General features: G+C 31.9%; 11 protein-coding genes and 1 pseudogene. 10 read left to right on the top strand and 2 right to left on the bottom strand.

What is annotated here, in order from left to right:
- Positions 1–223: 223 nt before the first annotated feature.
- Positions 224–2,098, bottom strand: coding sequence for an S-layer homology domain-containing protein (locus ACOQFO_RS07825; protein WP_421689127.1), 1,875 nt, complete (start codon positions 2,096–2,098; stop codon positions 224–226).
- A 1,080-nt stretch (positions 2,099–3,178) separates the two neighbouring features.
- Here ACOQFO_RS07825 and ACOQFO_RS07820 point away from each other — a divergent pair.
- The 8 genes and pseudogenes from ACOQFO_RS07820 (at position 3,179) to ACOQFO_RS07785 (ending at position 15,328) form a co-directional block, all read left to right on the top strand.
- Complete coding sequence (locus tag ACOQFO_RS07820) at positions 3,179–5,734, top strand: S-layer homology domain-containing protein (protein ID WP_421689126.1); 2,556 nt, start codon at positions 3,179–3,181, stop codon at positions 5,732–5,734.
- A 247-nt stretch (positions 5,735–5,981) separates the two neighbouring features.
- Positions 5,982–6,188 (top strand): annotated as a pseudogene (tnpA, locus tag ACOQFO_RS07815) (IS200/IS605 family transposase); the annotation flags it as partial.
- Between the two features lie 772 nt (positions 6,189–6,960).
- Positions 6,961–7,779 carry a stalk domain-containing protein gene (locus tag ACOQFO_RS07810; protein ID WP_421689125.1) on the top strand — a complete coding sequence of 273 codons (819 nt, stop codon included), beginning with the start codon at positions 6,961–6,963 and terminating at the stop codon, positions 7,777–7,779.
- Complete coding sequence (locus ACOQFO_RS07805) at positions 7,761–8,174, top strand: polysaccharide deacetylase family protein (RefSeq protein WP_421689124.1); 414 nt, start codon at positions 7,761–7,763, stop codon at positions 8,172–8,174. Before ACOQFO_RS07810 ends, ACOQFO_RS07805 begins: the two co-directional genes overlap by 19 nt.
- A gap of 239 nt (positions 8,175–8,413) precedes the next feature.
- Positions 8,414–10,912 (top strand): S-layer homology domain-containing protein, encoded by a 2,499-nt coding sequence (locus tag ACOQFO_RS07800; protein ID WP_421689123.1) that lies wholly within the window; start codon positions 8,414–8,416, stop codon positions 10,910–10,912.
- A gap of 301 nt (positions 10,913–11,213) precedes the next feature.
- Positions 11,214–12,365 carry an acyltransferase gene (locus ACOQFO_RS07795; RefSeq protein ID WP_421689122.1) on the top strand — a complete coding sequence of 384 codons (1,152 nt, stop codon included), beginning with the start codon at positions 11,214–11,216 and terminating at the stop codon, positions 12,363–12,365.
- Between the two features lie 210 nt (positions 12,366–12,575).
- Positions 12,576–14,504 (top strand): N-acetylmuramoyl-L-alanine amidase, encoded by a 1,929-nt coding sequence (locus tag ACOQFO_RS07790; protein ID WP_421689121.1) that lies wholly within the window; start codon positions 12,576–12,578, stop codon positions 14,502–14,504.
- Positions 14,505–14,740: 236 nt separating this feature from the next.
- Positions 14,741–15,328, top strand: coding sequence for a TetR/AcrR family transcriptional regulator (locus ACOQFO_RS07785; RefSeq protein WP_421689120.1), 588 nt, complete (start codon positions 14,741–14,743; stop codon positions 15,326–15,328).
- Between the two features lie 107 nt (positions 15,329–15,435).
- Here the strand turns inward: ACOQFO_RS07785 and ACOQFO_RS07780 are convergent, their stop codons facing one another.
- Positions 15,436–16,815 carry a S41 family peptidase gene (locus ACOQFO_RS07780; RefSeq protein WP_421689119.1) on the bottom strand — a complete coding sequence of 460 codons (1,380 nt, stop codon included), beginning with the start codon at positions 16,813–16,815 and terminating at the stop codon, positions 15,436–15,438.
- A 323-nt stretch (positions 16,816–17,138) separates the two neighbouring features.
- Between ACOQFO_RS07780 and ACOQFO_RS07775 the strand changes: the two genes are divergently transcribed.
- Both ACOQFO_RS07775 and ACOQFO_RS07770 read left to right on the top strand, forming a co-directional pair.
- The gene (locus ACOQFO_RS07775; RefSeq protein ID WP_421689118.1) at positions 17,139–18,170 is read left to right on the top strand and encodes a CAP domain-containing protein; all 1,032 of its coding nucleotides are present in this window, start codon (positions 17,139–17,141) and stop codon (positions 18,168–18,170) included.
- A gap of 295 nt (positions 18,171–18,465) precedes the next feature.
- A complete protein-coding gene (locus ACOQFO_RS07770; RefSeq protein ID WP_421689117.1) occupies positions 18,466–19,401 on the top strand; it encodes an NlpC/P60 family protein in 936 nt (311 codons plus the stop codon).
- The last annotated feature ends 267 nt before the right edge of the window (positions 19,402–19,668 follow it).

Here is a 19,668-nt window from a genome sequence, read left to right as displayed (position 1 = left end):
TTACCTTTATACTGCAACCAATCATACCATAAATGGTTTTGCAGGAATATATTTTATCATTGAACAAATAGTAGATTTCATGCGTGAAAAGTTAAAATGCATTTGATTTTTAATCTTAAATTTACTAAATTTATCAAACATGAAAAAACGACCCAAGAGTAAAATTACTTGGGCCGTTTTTTATTATTTTAAATACTTTATTATATTTGCAAGAACTTGATTGTTATTTAGATTCTGATGTTACTTCTGATACATAATCACCAGAAACCCAACCAGTTTTGCCGTTTACAATTACTTTATACCAGTTGTTTTCTTTTACAAAGTTTCCATTGGAATCTTTAACACCAACAACTAAAGAATTAGCTTTGACGCTATCGATTTTTGAACTAGAAGTGTTTGGTTCGCTTCTTACATTTAAAGTTTTAATAGCATACTCAGCCATATCACTTACTTTTAGAACATTCGTAAGTTCAACGTATTCAAAAGAAACCCAACCTTCAGTTCCGTTCACACGAACTTTGTACCATCCTCCATTACTTCCAAGTACAGAAATCTTTGTTCCTTTTTCAAGTTTAGAAATAATGTTAGAATCAATTCCAGTTTTTGGATATGTTCTGAAATTCACACCAGAAGTTGTCATAACTCCTTCAGCACCTTGCCATTCAGTTAATACAGCATATTGATTTGGACCTGCAGGAAGTGGAGAGGAAGCAGGTTGTCCAGCATAAACAGGAACGTCGAAAACTAACTGCACTGAATTTTGTGCATCAATGATTTCGTAGTATTCAGCAATATCTTGTGCTTGAATTAATGCCCACATTACATGTGTAGCGTATTGGTGAACTGTTGGATTGCTTGGATTCCAACGCATTTCGTAAAGTGTATCTTGTCCAACTCCAATATATTTCTCTTTTACGAATTTCGCCCCGCCCATGATCGCTTCATCAACAGAAAACCATCCTTCTTTATAAGCTCTTTCGGAACCGTATTTATTTGGATTTGAGTCAATTGCACCAATTCCAAATAGATTATAAGTCTTTTTAATACTGTGTAAGCTACTAGCGTTTTCATCCGTTACCATTTCAGGATTACCGTTAATATCTAAACCAACTTCAATCCCATTTGCTAATGGAGAACGTCCAAGATCAGTTTCGTGTAATGCATGAGAGATTAAATAGATTTCGTTAATTTGATGAGTATTCCCAGCATTAATAAATGAGTTAGCTGTACCAGCTAAAATACCTTTCCCATATAAAATCTTTTCATTGACTACATTTTCACTAAGATTTTTCACAGGAGTTGAGAGTTTTAAAAATTGATAATACTCTGGTGTACCCAATTTAAAGTTACTTGGATTTAAATAATATGCTACAAGAGCATCGGTTGCGGTAAATTTACCAGCACCATCCACTTTAGGTGAATTTTTTGCTTGGCGTGAAACGACATCTGAAAATTGGTGTGAATACGATGTTGTTTCAATCTTGATACCTACATCATTAGGATTTAATAAACGGTATAAAATGACGGAAGCTTCTGCACGAGTTGCATTCGCTTTTGGAGCAAATGATCTATCTGGATTTCCCTCAATAATTCCAACTGAGGCTACTTGTTGAATTGAAGATACTGCCCATGGTGCAATTTTGGATTGATCAGAAAAAGTAACTGATGATGATGTTGATGTTATCCCTAAATAATCCATTGCTCTTTTAATCATCACAGCCATCTCTTCACGAGTAATATTCGCATTTGGATTAAACTTTCCTGTTGTATCACCTTTAATAATTCCATAATAAGAGGCGATGTTAATTGAATCATAGAACCATTGGCCGTCTTTAACATCCTTATAATTTGCTGGTGTAGTTACTAAAGGTAAATCTAATGCTCTTACTATAAACGTAGCAAATTGAGCACGTGTAACATTTTCCTTTGGCAAATAATTACCGTACTGATCGCCTTTTAAAATATCTTTTTGAATAAGGTAATTCATCTCTGTAGCTGCCCAATGTTTTGAGATATCTTCTGCTGATGCTGTTGTTGGTGTAAGTTGTGGTAGTACTAAAAATGCTGCTAAAGAAACAGCAGTGATCTTTCTCTTCACTCAATCATCTCCCTATTTAATAACTCTAGTTGCGATGTAACTAGTTTAATATTCTCTTTCTATATTAAAGTATCAAACAATGAAATGATAGGAGTTTTAGTGAAATTAAACAAAAAATACTACTATTTTGCTAGTTATTTAACCAATTTACTAGAAATAATAAAAAAACAATACGATTGAGTATTTAAGTTCTGAATAGATTACTATTTTAAAATGATGTTTGAATTAATATGTGTTTCTACTTATTAAATAGAAATAATAAATTTATGAAAATTAGAGTCATAAATTTAGATTAATTGAATATATCTTAAAAGGGACTTGAATATGGTTGGGGCGAAATTTGGAATTCATAGATTTAACGTTTAGTGATCAAAATGCTGAGATTAGATTAGGTTTAATGATGCAAGATGATTGTTGGCGATTAAGTTATTATATTCCATAACAACATTTAGAGTTCGAAAAAAATTGTTAAAATTTGTGTAACCATTTAACACCACGAACGTCAACTTAATTGTACCAGTAAAAAGGAAAAAAGATAAAGGTTGGTGAAGATGGAAAAAACATATTACGATATTAATAACTAAGTAGTAACTGAAGTAAAGTACATCTCAACTATTTATCATGGTTTCCATCACGAAGGAATGTAAGTTAAATCTATGAAAATTAGCAGTAAATTAACAAATTTTTTTGGTAATTGTGGCGTGTAATGTAAATATTTGTTAATTAAATCATTGGGACAAATAATAAAAACGTGTTATTTTTGTTTTATTTTACAAGTTTTGTGGTATTTTTTTAACAAAAAATAGAATTTCTGTAACAAAACTGCAATCCGTTTAATGAAATAGTAACAAATTTTCACAAGATGTGGTATTGAAAATAAATTTTGTTAATGTTATAGTTTTGAAGTAGGTAAATTAATCTAGTTTGAGACTAGTAAGTTTACTTACTAGACTTAAATAAGATTTATTTATTATTCAGAGAAACTATGATACCTACGACATAGAATCATAGTCATCTTAAAACTAGTATTATAGTTTCTAAAGAATAATATAATTTAGGAACTTAGGGAGGAATAAATTAATGGCAAAGCAAAACAAAAGTCGTAAATTCATCGCGACATCTGCAACAGCAGCATTAGTTGCATCTGCATTAGTTCCAGCTGCAGCATTCGCATCAGATTTAAAAGACTACGACCAAATCCCAGCATGGGCAAAAGATGCTGTAGATTACTTAACATCAGGGGACAAAAAAGTTCTTGATGGTGATCTAAATGGTAACTTCAACGCTTGGAACAACTTAACTCGTGGTGAAGCAGCAAAAATCCTTGCAGTTTCATTAGGTCTTACTATTAATGAAGACGCGAAAGCTGATTTTGATGATACTAAAACTCACTGGTCATCAAAATTCATCGCAGCATTACAAGCAAAAAATGAAAACATCATTTCTGGTTACAATGGTAAATTCCGTCCAAATGACAACATCACTCGTGAAGAGTTTGCAAAAATGATTGCAACAGCTTACGGTCTTAAATTAGATGAAGCTGCAATCGTTAATTTCAATGATGTAAGTGGTTGGGGTGCAGAATTCGCTAAGATCTTAGCTAGCCTTGGTGTAGCTGAAGGTAAAAAAGAAGGTAAATTCGAACCAAAAGCTAACGTAACTCGTGCTGAAGCTGCTGTATTCGTACACCGTGCAGAAGTACCTGAAGTACGTAAAGCTGTTGAAACTGCTGAAGCAAAAGTTGTTTCTGTAAGTGCAATTAACGCGAAACAAATTGAAGTTAAATTCAATCAAGTTCTAGATTCTTCAATCATTGATGGTTCAGGAACAATTGTTGATGGTGCATTTACATTAACGAAAATTTCTGGTGCTGGATTAGGAACTATTTCAAATACTTCTGCCGCTAAATTAAGTGCTGATAAAAAGTCTGTAATTATTGATGCTAGTGCAAAATTAGAAGGTGAATACGTAGTAACTCTAGCTTCTGGTATTGTAAAAGCTGCTAATGGTAAAACTGTTTCTGCTTATACATCATCAGTATTTTCAGTTAATGACAAAGTATCTCCTGCTGTAGATTCTATCACTAACTTAAATGCAGGAACTGTTCGTGTTAAATTCACTGAGCCATTATCTTCACAAGGTTCATGGTCATTTAAATTTGCTGATGGTTCAACAGCTACTGTAACTCCAGCATTTACTCCAGGTAATGACTATGTTGATTTAACTATTGATCCTGCAATTGCAAACGGATCTCAAATTTCAGCTACTATTCTTGGTGCAGCTGATTATGCTGGAAACCTTGTGTCTCCAAATCCAACATCTATTAGCTTTACAAAAGGATCAAAAGATGGAGTTAAACCAACTGTATCTTCAATCACTTCTTTAGGCTTAAATAAATTTGAAGTTAAGTTTTCTGAAAAAGTACAAAACGTTGACATTACAGATTTCACGGTTAACGGAACAGACTTAACTGCTTCAACTGGTTCTGTTTCTGTTGATGCTGCTGATGATACAAAATATGTAGTAACTTTAACAACTGCTTTCACACCAGAAGCTCCTGCTACATCTGTTTTAGCTACAGTTGCAGTAAAAGCAAATGCAACTAGTCTTATTACTGACTTATCAGGTGAAACATTCGATGGAGTTTCACGTATTGTTGAATTTAAGAAAGATACAGTAGCTCCTAAACTTGTAAAATCTGAAGTTAAAAAGGAAAATGGTGAAGAATACCTTTACCTTACATTTGATGAAACAGTAACACCTGGTGACTTAGATGCTTTAGTAGCAAAGGAATATAAAGACTATGTTACTACAACTTCTACTGTTGATTTAGACGGGACTGCTGATGACAAATTAGTAGCAGTAGCTGGTGATTCTAAATCATTAAAAGTTAAATTATCAGATATTACATTCAACGGTGGAGCTCTAACTCAAGGTGCGGAATATACGGTTTCTTTAGCCAACTTTACTGATGCATCAAATAATGCATTAGCTACTACAAATATTAAATTTGTTCGTGGTTCTGATGCTGATACTTCTAAACCAGTACCAGTAGCAACAATTGTTGACAATGACACGATTCGTGTTACTTTCGACCGTGCACTTGATGGTGCATCTGCTGTGAATAAATCAAACTATTCTATCAACGGTCTTACTATTGATACAGTTACTTTATTACCTGGTAATATTGTAGAATTAAAATTAGTTTCTGGTACGAATACATTATCAGGTAACCGTAACATTTCAGTAGCTAATGTTAAGAGTAAAGATGGAGTTGTGATGGATAATTACCTAGCTACTCTGAACTTAACAGAAAATGTTAAACCACAAGTAACTAAAGTTGAATTTATTGACTTGTCAACTATTAAAGTTACATTCAGTGAAACAGTTAAATCAACTACTGTAGCAGATGCTACTGCTGACTTCGCTTTAAAATTAGATGGTGCTACTTATGCTAATACATTAACTGAAGATATGGCTGCTGACGGTAATACGATGACAATTAAATTAGGAACACCTGTATCACCAACAGATTATGCTAAAACATTTACTTTAGTACCTGCAGATACATTTACTGTTGCAGATTTACAAGGAAATCTTGCTGCTGATTTTGCTGCAATTACAATTTCTAAGTAATAAATGTAGTAAATTATTATAATAAGTGCACTGTGTGTACGTACGATTATAATAACTCACTTGTATAGTGAATTTGAGAATGCTCTACATAGCTTCGGCTGTGTAGAGCTTTTCTTCATAGAAAGAAAACCCCCTGCTAGGCCGGGGGTTCAGTATAGCTTTCAGCGGGTATTAAAAAAGATCCCAACTGGTGCTAAAATAAGTTTTGGTTCGCCAACCAAATTTATGCAACAAGAAGGGATCTTTGATGTCTTCTGACAAAAACAGTTTTAACACATACGACATGGAATTGTAAGTATCATATTGTATTCGCACCAAAATATAGAAAACAAATTATTTATGGAAAGATAAAGATTGACATTGGACAAATTTTAAGATATGAAAAAAAGGTGTAGAGATCGTTAAAGCTACGGCATGTAAAGACTATATACATATGTTGGTAAATATTCCACCGATAATAAATACCGTGCACCGGGTGCACAAACAATTCTGATAATTCAATAGAATTTAAGAATTGTATAGAAAGTCCTTGTACGTGAGAAATCATGTACAGGGGCTTTTCTTATTAAAGTTAATATAGTGCGGCCGGTGCACAACGAAACTGATAATCCGATAGAGTTTCAGATAATACAAAATGCTTTGTGGAAGAAGGATCTCTCATTCTTTTTTATATTATTATTAGCCATTAATGTAATGAACAGTTAGCCCGAAATAAAAAGAGCGAACGTTCCTGCACGTAGGGCAGATATCCTTCAATCTTTTTATTTTTGGAATGAAGGATATTATTTTCCACATGTTTTTGGAATCCATTGCGATCAAGGTTTGTAGTTTTGTTAATTTTAGTGTACCTGGTGTGCAAACATTCTAGGATATTTAATAGAACTTTAGATTGTGATAAGACTCTAAATAGCTTAGGTCGTGTAGTGTTTTTCTTTTGTATTAATATAGGTATCTGTTGCATAAAATCATGTACCAGGTGCACAGAAATGAATAGTTTAAGAGTTATGTTTCACTAAGTAAGTCAACTAATAGAAATAAATCTGACCGTCGATTCAATTCAAAAAAATCTCCCAATAGAATCTCCATTAAATATGTTACAAAACGTAATGTAATTATCATATATTTATAATATAATAGATTTATATGATAAAGATTTGTAATAGAATTTATCAAAAATTTAAAAACCGTAAAAGGTAATTAGTAGAGAATAAATTGGAGAGATGATATTGAAAAAAATTCAACAAATAATTCCTTTTTTCATGGTCTTTTTTATTATTTTAGTTTTTTATCCTTTTACTACAGCCCAGGCGGTATATGCCAGTGTGTATGTTGATGGTGAATTAGTTGATTATGATGTTGAACCAAGAATTGAAAGTAATCGAACTTTGGTTCCTATTCGAAAAACGGCTGAAATGTTAGGTTATAAAGTAGTTTGGGATCAAAAAACGAAGACGGTTAATTTATATAATGGTTCTAATAATATGATTCTATATGTAGATAAATTGGATTATACGCTAAATGGGAAAAAGTTGAAAACGGATGTTAAAACTAAAGTCTATAATGGTCGAACTTTGATTCCTTTAAGAATGGTAGTCGACTTCTTTGATCAAAAAATACAGTGGGATCAAAAAACGAGAAGTGTATTAATTAGTACGACTGGAGAAGTAGTATATCCTCAAGAGTTAATCAAAGTACCTGTTTTAATGTATCATCACTTCGATGAAAAAACGCAAAATAGTGTAACAGTTGATCCTAAAAACTTTGAAGAACAAATGCTGGCTCTTCAAAAAGCAGGCTATGAAACAATTACAACTGAACAAATGAATGCCTTTTTAAATGGAAAAGGTAAGTTACCTAATAAGCCAGTATTAATAACAATGGATGATGGTTATGAAAGTAATTATATTTATGCCTATGAAACTTTGAAAAAATATAATATGAAAGCAACAATCTTTTTAATTACAAGTCAGGTATGCGTCATACTATCCAAGGCTTACCAAAATTATCTTGGGAACAAGTTACTGAAATGTCTAACTCTGGCCTAATCGATTTCCAAAGTCATACGCATGATGCACACTTTAAATTCCAAAATGGATCTAAAAGTACAGCTGCGGTAACAGGTCCTATTAAAAAATCTAATGGTAAGCTAGAAACGCAGAAAGAATATGAGCAACGAATCTATAATGATTTTGTAACATCGAAAAATATCTTAGAAGAAAAACTAGGGAAAGTTGTAAATGTACTTTGTTATCCATTTGGAGCTTTCAATGCAACTAGTGAAGCAATGGCTAAAAAAGCAGGATATAAGTCGACAATCTCTGTTAAACCAGGATATGTTATGAAACATGATGGCCCATATATCTTAAAACGGATTAATGTAGATGGTAGTTTTACAGCTCAAGATTTAATCAACAAAATCAATTCTGAATTAAATAAATAAACAAAAAACTTAGGTGGGAACTTAACACACCTAAGTTTTTTTATTGTACTTTTTCCTATGTTTTCTAATATTCTATTATATTATTTTTCAAATATTATTTCAATTACTATTTTTGGTTCATATGTATCTCATTTCTTATAGGTAATCTTGACCATAATTCTATCAATCTGCCAATAGAGGTGAATTATGTGTTATTATTCTACTAACATATATTTTTCAGATAATTGGAGTGATAGATTTTGATAAAATCATTAGGCAAGGTCTTTGTCGCATTTGTATTTACAATGATTTTGTTTAATGGAACGATTGCAGAGGCTTCCGTATTCAACAACAAAGTCAGCGAGAAGAAAAAGGTAATAGGACCAGAAGTAAATCATATTCAACAAAGCTTTCAATCAGGAAGCGTGAAAGAATTTGTAAATGTGTTAGATGTAAAGTTATCCAATACATATACTAATTTAGAACTAGGCTTACCAAATCCTATAAATTCATTGAAAACCACTTCAGTAAGAGCAAAAGAAAATAGCTTTGATGGCCATCAAGTAGTAGGTGCTGTTAATGCATCATTTTTTATGAGTGATGGACAACCTTCAAACTTACTTGCGATAAACAATGAAATTATCAATTACGGTATTTTAGGTACTAATACTGAGAGTCCAACTCAATCACCAGTTGCCTTCGGTATTTCGAGCACTGGAAAAGCGATTGCTGACTATTTCACAACTGATTTAACATTTAAAGTAAACGGGAAAGAATATAAAATTGACCGAATCAATAACACTAGACCGAATGGAACAACAGTATTGTATACTCCTAAAATGAAATCGACTGAAACAGGTGTATGGGGTCTTGAAATTATTGTTACTTCTGCCACTCAAAATATGAAGAATATCCATTTCGGAGATCATATTTCGGGCAAAGTTGTAGCTATGACGAATTATGGAGAAAGTGGCAACTCTAACATACCAGCTGATGGTTTTGTTATTTCAGTTCAAAGTAAAGATGTTGCGGATGAACTGAAAAAAATGATCGAAATTGGGTCAACAATCGAACTAGATTTAGAGATTGACGATAAATGGATGAATGCGGAGTATATCTTGGCTGGTGGACCGCTATTAGTAAAGAATGGAAAGCCAAATATTTCTATGCCTACTACAACAAGTTTTGTTAAAGGAAGAAACCCGCGTACTGCTGTCGCAATAGATGCTTCTGGAACTAGAGTATTTCTCGTTACAGTTGATGGGAGACAGTCTCATAGTAATGGAACAAGTTTAACAGATTTAGCATCATATTTAATTTCTCTAGGTGCAACATCAGCTATCAATTTAGATGGTGGTGGCTCAACCACGATGGTTGTCCGAGAACCAGGGTACTTATATCCTTCCCTTGTCAATAAACCATCTGATGGTGTTGAAAGACGTGTTTCTACGATTTTACAAGTAGTTAATACTGCCCCAGTAGGGAAAGTGAAATCCTTTAAAATACTAAATAGTGCAAGCACCGTAATAAAAGATGCTTCGATTAAATTAGACATTGTTAAAGCTTATGATGAATATTATAATCCAGTAACAATTAATCCCAACGATGTAAATTGGACAATTGAAGGAAATATCGGACAAATTAGTAACGGTACTTTCACTGCGACTAAACAAGGTAAAGGAAAAATCTTAGCAGAATATCAAGGAGTAAAAGCAGAAGTTTCTGTAGAAGTATTGAATGGTGATGTTCCAATTGTACTAGATAGTTTTGATAGTATATCTAATTGGAAATCGGAATCAATAAGATCTAATACATCCATTGGAAACAGTACAAAGTACGAAGCATTTAGACAAGGAAAATCAAGTTTAAAATTATCATATGACTTTACGGCAACTAGCACTGGAACAACTGCTTCTTATGCTGTAACAAAAACACCAATTCCTATTATAGGTTTACCAAAAAATCTTGGTGTTTGGGTATATGGATATGGAGGGAACCACTGGCTTAGAGGAGTAATCATAGATGGTAATGGTAAAGAACATACCATTAATTTCACCGAAGAGGGTGGCTTAAATTGGACTGGTTGGAAATACGTAACGGCTAGTATTCCACAAGATATTCAACTTCCGATAAAATTTGAAAGAATTTATATTGCTCAACCAAAAGAATCACTTCAAAATAAAGGGAAAATTTATATCGATCAATTGCAATCAGTTTATAAAGAAGACTATAAGGAACCTGTCTATACGGACGTTTCAAAAGAATATTGGGCAAACACTCCAATTAGTTACTTGAACGAACTTGGACTGATTAAAGGGTATGTAGACGGAACATTTAAACCAGATAATTCTATCACACGTGCTGAAGCTGCAACAATCATTGCTCGGGAATTAAATCTTAAAGCAACTAAGACACCTCAATTCTCAGATGTAAAGACTTCATTCTATGCATATAATGCGATTGCAGCAGTAAGTGAAAAAGGCATTATTACTGGTCGTTCTGCCGGTAAGTTTTCACCAGATGGAAAATTAACACGTGCTGAAATGGCGACCATCTTAACAAGGGCCTACTCGTTAAGTGGTTCAAGTAATGTTTCATTTAAAGATGTCACATCCAAACATTGGGCACACGGTTACATTCAAACATTATTAGCGAACGATTTAACTTCAGGATATAATGATAATACTTATCGCCCAAATGTTGAAATTACACGTGCAGAGTTTGCAACATTATTAGCTCGTGTATTGAAAAATAAGTAATCAAGTGTATTAATTATGGAATCGTCTCAATTGAGATGGTTCCTTTTTAATTTCATTAGGGTATTAAGAAAAATGGGACAAAACGTAGTTTTTAGTAAAATAGTAGGAGGGATGGCCTACGTGGAAGACTTTTTGGGTATAACTTATATATTAACTTGTACTTATACTTGAATCATTTTTAAGTTTTTCTACATTAACCGAAGTGATTCATGTATAATAGTGAGGTTGTTGATAACTTAATAACAACTTATTAATAGTTTCAACTGATTCATCAACTACCCATTACATTAATAAAAAAGAGGTGATTTTCAATGGGGTTCAAAAAAGATTAGATGAAATAACAATAGCACGTGCAATTGCAATTACTGGGGTACTTCTTGTGCATGGATTTTCTACTGGTGCAACAACGGTAGAACCATCCTCTATTATGTTTCCAATATATAATTTCCTTAATACTGCTGGTAAATGGGGAACTCCAACATTTATCTTTTTAAGTAGTTTTATATTATTCTATACGTATTACAATAGAAAATTAGATACAAAACTTGTAACAAATTTCTATAAAAAGCGATTAAAATTTATTTTAGTTCCATATATCTTCTTTTCATTATTCTATTTTTCTATAAAGTGGATTTTTCTAGATTCATTTTCTTATGGTGATATTTGGGAACGATTATCGTTTTATTTATTATGGGGAAAAGCACATACGCATCTTTACTTTGTAATTATTAGTGTGCAATTTTATATCCTCTTCCCATTATTCCTTTGGGCAATGAAAAAAAGTGCACTTTTAAGAAAATATTCTATTCTGATTGGTTTAGTCATTCAGTGGGCTTATATATTTATAAACCGCCATTATTTACAAATAGATTTTAAGGGTTCAATTGTATTTAATTATGCAACGTTTTATTTCATGGGGGCATATATCGGAATCTATTATGAACAAATAAAGACAAAAATGAGAGAAATTTTATCGTACAGAGATAAAGTAGTTGGAATCGTTTTTGCTTGTTATGGTATTTTTCTAGTAGTGTATGTTGGATATAATTATTTAACGAGAATGAACGCTTGGATCCATGTAAAAAAAGTATTACCAGAATTTATTGTTATCAACTTCTATGAATTTAGTTGGGGCTTCTATGCAATCTTTGCAGCGTTAATGATTCTAATTCTTTCAAATTACATTGCAAACTCAAAACATGAACGATTCAAACAATTCCTAATGAACATCGGAATCATGTCATTTGGTATTTACTTAATTCATCCATTATTCTTAATGGTATTCAGAGAAGTTTTATTTAGCGGAAATAGTCTACTATTCCATGTATTTCAATTTTTAACATTCATCCTTGTTTATGTTATTAGTTATTATTTAGTATATTTCACGTATCGTTACATTCCATTTAGTTGGATTGTTTTTGGAAAATCAGAAGTTAAATATAAGTTTAAATAATTTGTCTTAGGTGGAGGATCTTAAAATTCTCCACCTTTTTTTATATAATTACTTCCTAATATGTCCAATAACCAAAATGAAAGAATATAGAAAATTATAGAAAAAATTAGTTCAAAAGTTAAATTTGGATATAGTGGCAAAAAGTATGATGTCAAATTAGCAAATTTTTGATAGAATTATAGATATTAATGGGAAGGAGTGTTTGTGACAATGTCAAAGAAAAAATTTAGTTTTCTTTTCTTCTTAGTTATGATCACATTTACAATTTTGACAGTTTCCGACGCTTCTGCTAAAAGTCGTATTGTTTTTCCGGACGTTCCCTCAACTCTAGGTGGATCTGAGGAAATCTATTATTTGGTAGAGCAAGGAGTTATTAACGGTGTCCCAGTTAATAGTGGGAATATATTTAAACCAAATGATTTTGTAACAAGAGCCCAAGCTGCAAAAATGGTAATTATTGCAGGAGGTTTCGAGCCATTAGTTGTTACAAAGTCATCTTTTAGCGACATCGATCTTGAACGGACACCATTATTATCTAGTTATGTCGAAAAAGCAGTTAGTCTTGAGTTTTTCGAAAAGACTTCTGGAAACAAATTTTACCCAGATAAGCCGTTAACTCGAGGGGAAATGAGTAAGGTATTAGCTACAGCACTAAAATTAGATGTAAATAGCTATGTTTCACTACCGTCTCCATTTAAGGATATCTCAAAGGACAACCCATACTACAAGTACATAAACGCATTATATTATAATGGTATTACACAAGGTGCTTATGGAAAGTATGATCCATCTTCAGAGTTAACAAGAGAACACTTTTCCATTTTTGTTGCCCGTGCAATCAATGACGAGTTTAAACTTTCGGTTGGTGAAGTAGGCGGAGTTCATGTACCAAATGAATCAGAGTATATTGGAAAAGTAGTTTCCACTACAAATTATTTAAATGTACGCTCTTCCAAATCAACTGAAAACAAAACAAATATTGTAGGACAAGTTAATGAAGGAACTATTTTTAAGGCATATGCCATTGAAGGGAATTGGATTAAGGTAGTTTATCAAGACAAATATGCTTATATTTCGAAGGAATATGCAAAATTTGTTGATAAAGATGGAAATCCAATCAATGTAAAATTACGTTCTGTAATAGCTTCAGTGAATGTGTCAGTATATGTAGAAAATAATCAAAATACCAATATTATTGGTACAATCTCGAAAGGTAATTCAATTGACGTTTTTGGAGTAATTGGAGATTGGTACTTAACGAAGGTAAATAATATACCAGGTTATATTAGAATCTCTCAAACGGTTGAAGAACAAACAAATGAAGAAGTGCCTACTGAAAACCAGAATGATAGAAATACTGAAGATCAAGAAGTTGGTGTAACGAATTTAATCGGAAAAGCAACAGCAAATTCTATTCGAGTTCGAACTCAACCAACTACAACTTCATCAGTTCTTGGGGAGTTAAATCGTGGCGATGAAGTATCCGTCATTTCCATTAATGGATTTTGGGCTAAAGTATCCTATAAAGGAAAAGAAGCCTATGTTCATAAATCATATTTAAAACTAATAAATCAATCAGGTTCACCACTCAAAGGTAGAATAATTGTACTTGATCCTGGTCACGGCGGAAAAGATCCTGGTGCTGTTTATAGTTCTTACCAAGAGAAAAAAATTGTGTTCGATGTCACATCTAACTTAAAAAGAAAACTTGAAAAAGCAGGTGCAACTGTTTATATGACTCGTTCAGGAGATACATATCCAACGTTGCAAGATCGCGTGAAATTTGCACATGACCATTATGCTGAAATTTTTGTAAGTGTTCACGTAAACTCTGCCTCAAGTTCGGCAGCTCTTGGAACTGAAACATATTACAGTGTTACAGCAAATGATAATGAAAAAGAAGATTATGAGTTAGCTTCTAACATCAATTCTCAAATCGTTAGCAATGCGAAGATGGTAGATCGAAAAGTAAAGAGACAAGATTGGTATGTTGTCGCAAATTCCGTTTTCCCATCTGTATTAGTAGAGCTAGGCTTTATTTCAAATAGTAGTGATCGTTCTAAACTAATAAGTGCTGAATATCAAGAAATATATGCAGATTCTATCTATCAGGGTATTTTGAAATATTATAGTAAGTAAAATGATAAAGTCTTTATGTCTTTATCATTTTTTTATATGTAACTTTTCAGCTTACTACGTATTATTGTTGTACGAAATATTGTTTTTCTGCTAAATATACTACAATTATGCTGATATTCTCTGGAATGTGTAAAAAAATCCCTTTTTAACAGTCATTTATTTAGATTTTAAAATAATATAAGAGTATAATATACATAATATATATTTTACATAGATTTGTTATAAGGTGGAGTAATATGGCTAGAGGAAGAAAAGTAAATTCCAATGGGGAAAGAAGTATGAAGCTTTTACGTGAAAAAGCAATTGAGTTATTTTCAGAATATGGTTATTTTCAAACAAAGATTAGTGATATTGTAAAAGCTGCAAAAGTGACACAACCAACTTTTTATCTATATTTTGAAAGTAAAGAATCCTTATATAAAGATATTATTATAGACTTTCAAACAAATTTGGAAAAAATATTTGATGAGTCAAAAAATGCACAAGAAACTGATCAAAATACTACTCAATTAGTTCAAGAAATATTAATTAGACTGTTTACTTTTTTTGCTGAGAATCCACATCTTACTAAAATAGGCTTGTATGAGACGAATACTCCGTTTGTATACGATATACTACTACTTAAGTTTAAGAATTTTTATGAAAAACATTTATACACTTTCCAAACTGATGAAGTTAGCAGTCAAATATTTATTCAAAGTTTAATAGGTTCTGTCGAAAGATTGACAAAAAATGCTTTATTATCTGAAAACATTCAACCAGAAAAACTTGCTAGTGAAATTTCAGCTATTTATTTTGCAAAAGAATTAACTGTGGCTCAATAATATAAAAACCTGCTAATCCCAATTATTTACCCATAAAAGTATGGTAAATACGGAGATCTAGCAGGTTTTCACTATCTACATAGGTGCAAACTTATTTATTAGTAGAATTATTCATTTGAATCAACTGTAATTCTTAAATAATATCCATCTTTCATTTTTTTACCAACTTTATCTTGAATAGTAGGATGAATAATTAACATATATTCGGCTCCTGGCTGTAATGGAGTTTTCGGAGACACAGTTATATGCTTTTCATCGGAACTTAGAGAAAGTTTAGTTTCTATTTTTTCCGCACCTAATTTCACTAATTCAATTGCATCAGCTTGTTCTGGAAGTATCATTTTTTTATTGAAATTAACAGAAAATTGTTTAGTCGTTGGAACTTCCAAGAGTGAATTAAGTTTCTCATAATGCTTTAATTTTTCTATGATACTATCATAATGTGCATCATAAATTGGATTCGACTTTGTTTGATAATGAGGTATAATGCCAGTTTTATTGACAATAGTACCTTTAGGACCGAAAAATTCGCCAACAGTTAATTTTAAGATACTACCATCACTAAGTTGGTAGAAGGATTGCATAGTACCTTTTCCAAATGTTTTTTCACCATAAAGAATTGCTGCATTTTGGTCTACTAATGAAGCAGCTGTCATTTCGGAAGCACTTGCACTAAAACGGTTAACCAGTACGCGTGTATTTTTAGGAAATTGAATTGATTGAGAAGTTGCAGCTATTGTATAAACCCCTTCAGTTATCCTCAATTTATAAGCATTAACTGCTCCTGGAAATAAACCAATTAAACCTTCAGCAGTAGAGACATAACCACCGCCATTATTTTGTAGGTCTATTATGAATGAAGTAGCTCCCTTTGAAATTAAAGATTGATATGCTTCCTTTACCTCAGAAACCCCGGTAGAACTAAATGTATTGAATTGGATATATCCAACATTTCCATACAACAATTTACTAAATACACTGTCTATAATAAAAGGCATTCTTGTAACTGATATTGTTATTGTAGACCCATTTGTTTTTAATAGATTAAGTGAAACTGACGTACCTTCTTCCCCTGTGATTAAGGAAGAAGCTTGTTCGATTGTCATTAATTCAGTAGATTGACCATTTATAGCGGTGATTATATCTCCAACCTCAATCCCAGCATTTTTGGCGCTTCCATTTTGGAAAACATCTAAAATTAGGATTCCCTTTTCATGTTTGTCGATCATAACACCGATACCAATTGTTGTTTGATTAATCGAATTTACATAACTGTAATATTCGTCTCTCGTAAAATAAGCAGAATATGGATCCAGCATATCGATCATTTCTTCAATAGATGTAGCATGATTTAAGTCTCCATTTATTTCCCCTACATAATTCAATTCTATTATATCTCTTACCTCATCAAAGGTAGATGCATAGGTATGAAGTGGCAATAAGAGTACGAAAATTGCTATCAAGATTGAAGGTAGTAGTTTTTTCATTTTGTAAACACCTCTTTAGTATTTGTACCACTATTATTATATCTTTTTAAGTATAATTTTAATAGAATTGTGGAAATATATTTTTATTATTGAATTATTTGGGGATATAATAGAGTGTGGTGAAATATGGCAATTACCTACGTAATAATACACAAATATCATAAAGAATCTATTATTGAAGAATAAAATGAATGAATCTTGTATATGCTAGTGATAGATTATAAGAATCATAATTTTTTATTAGATAAAACTTTTAACTTTTTGCTTGTTTTGGTTAATCACTCGTTTAGCTTACGTTATAACAATCGAAAGGAAGTAATGTTTTGAAAAAATCAGTATTCGTACTTTTAATGTTCCTTCTCCTTTTTATTTTTCAAGTTACTGAAACCAGTGCTTTAACCGAAATAGAGATAACATATGACGATCAACAGAGTAAACTAAAGAATATGTACGAGAACAAAAAAGTGAGAATGCAATCAAGTGATATCATTAGTAGAGGTGAAGCAGCAAAAGTTATTGTAAATGGGTTAGGGGTATCAATTGAATCAGATTTTAAGTTGAATGCATTAGACGTACCTATATCACATCCATATTTTTATGAAATTAGAAAGTTAGTAGAACTTGGAGTCATGAAACATGTAGACTATATTCATCCAGATGAACCCTTAAAAAGATCTCAAGTTGCTGCCATGATTGCGATTGCATTTCAGGTCGAAGTCGATCAACAAAACAAAAATAGCTTTAAAGACTATCAACGAAATTACTGGGCTAAAGATTATATTGAATCTTTAGCAGATGTAGGCATTATACATGGCACTTCACCAACAACATTTTCTCCAAATAAAAATGTAACAAGAAGACAGCTAACTTTTCTTATTAGTAGAGCACAGAAGTTTAAAGATAAAGTCAATAATTTAGAAATTATTTATGATTATTTGGCTAAAGACTATATTCATACAACCAATGATTATATTGATTGGACAAATGAAATGGTCAAGTTAGTAAATATTGAACGGGAAAAAGTTGGTTTACACCCTTTAAAGCAAGATTTGGCTTTAAATCAACTTGCCATTATTAAAGCTCAAGATATGGTGAATCGTAACTATTTTGAACATAAATCATCATTTTATGGAAATCCTTGGGATATGGCGACACTTTTTGACTATCAATATACGAGTCTAGGTGAAAATATTGCAAGAAATTTCCATTCCCCACAAAGTGTACTAGTTGCTTGGATGGAATCACCATCACACCGTGAGAATATCCTTAGACAAGGTTATACAAATATCGGAGTAGGCGTTAAACAAGATAAAAAAGGTAATTATTATTGGGTTCAAATGTTTTCAAGTAATTAGAGGGAAGCTATAACAAAGAATTATTGATTGGAACTCTAGATCATAATATAGATTCCAATTGGAAATAAACTATAAAAAATGTAATATAATGCTACTTTATGTTACAGGAATATTACAGCATTGACAGAAAATTTCATAAATTTTTAAATAAAAGTACCGAATTTCTAGTATTACCAAGAAATTCGGTACTTTCTATTTTATAGAAAAAACGTTACATAAATGAAAAATAACATTATTAAGTTTTATGGTAATCTATTAATAGCTAATTAAGGGTTTACTGGAAGGAGTAGTTAATGTGCAGAAAAAATGGTTAATTCCTGTATTTGCATCTTTTATGTTATTTTCAGGTATCGGCGCTAATAGTGCAGATGCAGCTTCGGAGTCGGAGTTAACTACAACAGCGAAGGAATATTTAAAAGCGCCATATCAATATGGTGGAACTTCTATTAAGTATGGAATCGATTGCTCTGCATATACACAATTTATCTTTTCTAAGTTTGGTATAAATTTACCACGTTCTTCTTCAGAACAGTACCAAACTGGTGAAAAAGTTGCTAAAAGTGATCTTCAACCTGGAGACTTAGTATTTTTTAATACTAATGGAAGAACTGTCTCTCATGTAGGGATTTACATTGGCAATGGTAATTTTATTTCCGCAACTACAAGTGGTGGCGTTGCTATTGACCAAATCAATGATCCATATTATTGGGGATCAAAATATCTTGGTGCTAAACGAGTAGCAAACTTTACATCTGAAGCAGAACTTGCTAAGCAAAAAGCTATAAAAGAAGAAGTAAAAAATGTAAGTGTTGATTTTAGCGTTTATTCTTCTCGAGGTGAAGTAGCTATTAAACTTGCAGCATTACTTGATATAGACACAACAGATACAAATAGTCCATTTAAAGATGTAAAGCCAACGGACGAATATGCTGGCGCTGTAAATGCACTTTATAAAAAAGGTATTTTCGTTGGAGATGAAAATAAGAAGTTCAATCCAAGTTCACCAATTACACGTGGGGAATTATCAGTAGTGTTAGTAAATGCATTTGGTTTAACACAAACTGGTGAGGAGATTGAATTTGTAGATGTACCTGAGACTCATTGGGCACACAAAACTGTTTCAATTCTTGCTTCAAATCAAATTTCATTAGGAATTGGAAATGACTTATTCGGTATAAACGAAAATGTTACTAAAGAGCAGTTAAGTGTATTTCTTAGCAAATTGCAATAATAGAAAATTATCTAAGTTGAAGTAAATGCAGATATGAAAAAATTAGCAATTATCAATTCCTGCACGATTGACGATTGTTATAAATAAAATTTCCTTTCAGAACTCTTAATTAAAACGGATCGTTAAAAAAGAAGGTAAAAATTTACCTTCTTTTTTTGTTGTGAAGAGAAATAGAATGACGTATATGAAGCTTTTGCTTATTATTTAAAGGATGATTTAGTTGGAAGTAATGGTAAAATATGCAGCTATTGTTACGTATAAATTACA

The sequence above is a fragment of the Ureibacillus sp. MALMAid1270 genome, assembly GCF_049202975.1.
In the GTDB taxonomy this organism is placed as follows: Bacteria; Bacillota; Bacilli; order Bacillales_A; family Planococcaceae; genus Ureibacillus.
This window is presented reverse-complemented; position numbering and strand designations above follow the sequence as displayed.